The following is a 2473-nucleotide window of genomic DNA, read 5'->3' on the forward strand; positions in this document are numbered from 1 at the left end:
TATTCCTTTTTACCCCCCGTCCCCCTCCCCCGCGGGACCGGCTTTCATCGACACCGCCGACCAGTACTCCGGCGGTGATGCGGAGGAGACTGTCGGCGAGGTCCTCCTCCACCGTCGTGACGGTGCTCGCGACCGAGGGCCGGTTCCCTGTCCGGACGGGAGACGGCGACCCGGACGGGCGCGGCATCACGCGCCGGGCTGCTCACCCTGGGGATCGACGACAGCCTCCGGCGGCTGGGCGCCGACCGCGTCGACAAGATCGTCCCGCCCGGGGTGACCCGCAATCCCTCGGCCGTGGGCCTTGCCCGCCGAGGTGACGCGGGTCCGTCAGCCGGTGGGGAAGTCGCCGTTCAGCGCGGCGGCCATCCGCAGGTGCGGCCCGGCCTCCTCGTGCCGGCCCTGGCGCTCCAGCGTGCGTCCGAGCAGCAGGCGCGCGTAGTCCTCGACCGGGTCGCGCTCCAGGACGATCCGCAGCTCCGCCTCGGCCTTCCCGAGCCGCGCCGAGTGGTAGTAGGCGCGGGCCAGCAGCAGGCGCGGGGCGACCTGCTCGGGGACCTCGTCCACGAGCCCGCCGAGAATGCGCGCGGCGGTGAGGTATTCCTTCGCGTCGAAGAACAACTGCGCGCGGTTCCAGCGGTCGGCGGCCGTGCCGAACTCGTAGTAGTTCTCAGTCATCCTGTTCCTCCTCTGCTGCCGGCGGGGCGGCCGTTCGAGCCTCCCGCCCGGGGTGTTCGCGACAACATACCGTGATGGTTGAATATTCCACTAAATAGGTGAGGTGGCGGTCGCGCTTCCGGCCTTCCTGCCCCGCCGGAGCGCAATAGGTTGACCACCATGAGCAACCTCGATCGCCAGGCCACGCTGTCCGTCTGCGGAGGGCGGGGCTTCGTCGTCGCCGAACCGGTTCGTGAACTCCTCACCCCGCGCCACGTACGGCTGGGCGAGTCCACCGAAGTCCGCCGCCTGCTGCCCAACCTCGGCCGCCGCATGATCGGCGCCTGGGCGTTCGTCGACCACTACGGCCCCGACGACATCGCGGACGAGCCCGGCATGCAGGTGCCGCCCCACCCGCACATGGGACTGCAGACCGTGAGCTGGCTGCACGAGGGCGAGGTGCTGCACCGCGACAGCCTCGGAAGCCTCCAGACCGTACGCCCCAGGGAACTGGGGCTGATGACGTCGGGCCGGGCCATCAGCCACTCGGAGGAGAGCCCGAAGAGCCATGCCCGATTCCTGCACGGCGCCCAGCTGTGGGTGGCCCTTCCGGACGCCCACCGCCACGTCGAGCCCGGCTTCCAGCACCACGCGGACCTGCCCACGGTGACGGCCCCCGGCCTCACCGCCACGGTGATTCTCGGCGGACTCGACGGGGCGGTCTCACCGGGCACCGCCTACACCCCGATCGTCGGCGCCGACCTCGCCCTCGCCGCGGGTGCCGAGGCCCGCCTGCCGCTCGACCCGGACTTCGAGTACGCGGTCCTGTCGATGTCGGGCGAGGCCCACGTCGACGGCGTGCCCGTACTCCCCGGGTCGATGCTCTACCTCGGCTGCGGCCGTACCGAACTGCCCCTGCGCGCGGAGTCCGACGCCGGACTCATGCTCCTCGGGGGTGAGCCGTTCGCGGAGGAGATCGTCATGTGGTGGAACTTCATCGGCCGGTCAGCTGCTGAGATCGTACAGGCGCGTCAGGAGTGGATGGAGGGTCGGGGATTCGGTGAAGTGAAGGGATACGACGGCGAGCGCCTGCCCGCTCCGGTCCTCCCGGCCACCCCCCTGAAACCGCGGGGGAGGGTGCGCTGACCTGCGGCGACGGGGCTTGACACGCTGCCGTCGTGGTCGATTCCCAGCACTCCGCCCGCGCGCTTCCGGTGGACGCCGCTTCGGGGGAGACGGGGCGGACGGAGGTGTTGGTGCCGCCTGTGTCCGTTCCCAGGTTTGGCAGTCCGTGGGAAGGTTTGGCAATCCCCATGCTGACCCAATGCTGACTTTACTGACGAGTGGTCAGGTTGGCTTCGGCCTGCTGATTGGCAGGTGATGGTTCGGGGCCCGCGATGCTGGGTTCGGCTGGGCCGGCACGACCCGCTCGTAGGTCGAAGGGAGCGGGGCCTCCGATGGGGAGGAAGGTCCGCACGGTGGATCTCTCCCACTCGGTGGCCGAGGAGTTGAAGTGCTACATCGTGGCGTTCACCCGGTGGAGGTGGAGCTGCCGTGGGGGGTGCCGGACGGGGAGAGGAAGAGGTTCTCCCTGCTGCTCACCACGCGCTTCGGCAACGCCGTCGCGGTGAACACAAAAGGTACTGCCGCTCGCCGTCGCCGTCGGGGGGACGGTCGTCATCGCCGTCAACCACGCCGCACGCGACACCGGGCTGAGCGCCTCCGAGCCGGTCAGGCAACTCCTCGACGGCCGCGGAGGAGGCTCCGCCCACCTGGCCCAGGGCGGCGGCCTCCCGCCCGGCAGATGCTCTGGAAGCCC

The 2473-nt window shown here is 70.6% G+C and carries 2 protein-coding genes; one reads left to right on the top strand and one right to left on the bottom strand.

Annotated features, from left to right (window positions below; translation table 11 throughout):
• Positions 1-327: 327 nt before the first annotated feature.
• On the bottom strand, positions 328-675 hold the full coding sequence (locus ACFWEP_RS34055; protein WP_387376090.1) for a tetratricopeptide repeat protein: 348 nt from the start codon (positions 673-675) through the stop codon (positions 328-330).
• Positions 676-834: 159 nt separating this feature from the next.
• Here ACFWEP_RS34055 and ACFWEP_RS34060 point away from each other — a divergent pair, with 159 nt between their 5' ends.
• Positions 835-1800 carry a pirin family protein gene (locus ACFWEP_RS34060; protein ID WP_387376093.1) on the top strand — a complete coding sequence of 322 codons (966 nt, stop codon included), beginning with the start codon at positions 835-837 and terminating at the stop codon, positions 1798-1800.
• The last annotated feature ends 673 nt before the right edge of the window (positions 1801-2473 follow it).

This window comes from Streptomyces sp. NPDC060198 (assembly GCF_042728415.1).
GTDB lineage: Bacteria > Actinomycetota > Actinomycetes > Streptomycetales > Streptomycetaceae > Streptomyces.

Coding starts and splice junctions, on each gene's coding strand:
- ACFWEP_RS34055 (WP_387376090.1), bottom strand. CDS start 675: ATGACTGAGAACTACTACGAGTTCGGCACGGCCGCCGACCGCTGGAAC.
- ACFWEP_RS34060 (WP_387376093.1), top strand. CDS start 835: ATGAGCAACCTCGATCGCCAGGCCACGCTGTCCGTCTGCGGAGGGCGG.